Origin of the sequence: Thermotalea metallivorans (assembly GCF_001562415.1) — a bacterium.
GTDB classification, from domain to species: Bacteria; Bacillota; Clostridia; order Peptostreptococcales; family Thermotaleaceae; genus Thermotalea; species Thermotalea metallivorans.
Genome location: NZ_LOEE01000099.1, coordinates 1 through 1,508 on the forward strand (window position 1 = coordinate 1; position 1,508 = coordinate 1,508).

Sequence of the window (1,508 nt, forward strand, 5' to 3'; positions counted from 1 at the left end):
CTATAGTTTTGCACAAAAGAAAGCCCTTAAAGTTCCTTAAAGTTTCACCTTAGCACTGTTATGAAGCAATAGAAAGTATAGCATCTTTTACGGACGTATTTTTCTCTACTTCTTGATCTAATGCGGTTTTGGAGAAAACAAGTTTTTCCAGAGAAAATCTTCTAAGACAGATACGAAGTCTTTTGAAGCTAAGTTCTGATGTCCAAGGGGTATCCCCTTGATTGTCATAAGTATGGAGCCAACTACTGTTAGAATATTTTAACAGTGCTATCTTTCCAATACTATAGGCTACAGCTACAAGATGTACGAATCTGAATGTGGGTAGTAAAGACTGATGCTGATAGTCTCCTAGCCCTAAGTGCTGCTTCATATCCCTGATGGCTACTTCGATGGAAAATCGTGCACTGTAAATTTCTATGATCTGAGCTGGAGTCAGCGTCATATCTGTACTAATCAGTGCAGTTACACTACTACCAATTTTAGCAACTACGACCCGTACTTTACGGTCAAGATCCAATAACAATAAGTCTTTTACTACAACCTCAATGGTTTTAATTTCACCATACAAGCATACAGATACCAATTGAGTAGGTTCGGTTTTAATAAGGTTAAGTATCTTTACCTTTTGTCCTTTTTTTCTTGGTCGACCTTGTTTCTTGGTTTTAGGTTTTTCAGGATCTAGATACCCAACGGCATTGCTTTTTAATTTTGTAATTACATGAATAGGATTTTCTCTATCCAACAGTGGCTGTATAAATGATTTATTACTAAAGTATGCATCTACTACTACCCTGACAGTATATTTACAGGCCCAATCTGCAAACTGAAATAATGCAGCATGGACATTGTTCCAAAAATTCATTGGTTTTGCTATACCATTCGTATCGCATATCCATTGACAGGGGTTAGATTTACCGGATATCAACCAGAAGATCAGGGGAAAGCAAAGGAACCGTTTGGAGAGAAAAGAGCCGATCAAACCTAATATACCCCAGTGGTGTCCTATAATATATTCACCTTTGTCTGCATTACCGCTATGGTTATTCCACTTTTGGATACCCAGTATTTTTTCGGAATTCTTTGCAATAAGGCTAGTGTCATAAGCTAGCAGCAATGCTCCATGGACTATAAAGCTATCCGGGAACAACTCTAGAAGCTTATAAAACAGCTGTTTCATGATGCCCATGCAATCCCATTGGTTTTTACTTAAAAACCGTTCCCAGCTTGCAAGATGCTTCTTGTAAAAGAAACAATATCTATATATATTTCTGGTAGTCTTTTTACCTTCAGTCACTAGAAGACACCAGATAAAATTAATAAAATATTTATAGTTTGGTATGGATAACAGTTCCTTAGGAAATAATAATAATTGTAGTATTTCTTGAGGAATATAAATGTACACAAGCTTCACTCCTTTGATTAGAGGTATTGTGTACATATATTCCTCTTTTATTTTGCAAATTATTACGTCAATTTTTGGTAATTATTTAAAAAGTGCAAAACTATAG

General features: G+C 35.7%; 1 protein-coding gene. It reads right to left on the reverse strand.

Annotation, left to right across the window (positions count from 1 at the left end; translation table 11 throughout):
- Positions 1–58 precede the first annotated feature (58 nt).
- Positions 59–1,402, reverse strand: coding sequence for an IS701 family transposase (locus AN619_RS15275; protein ID WP_242867426.1), 1,344 nt, complete (start codon positions 1,400–1,402; stop codon positions 59–61).
- Positions 1,403–1,508: the final 106 nt, after the last annotated feature.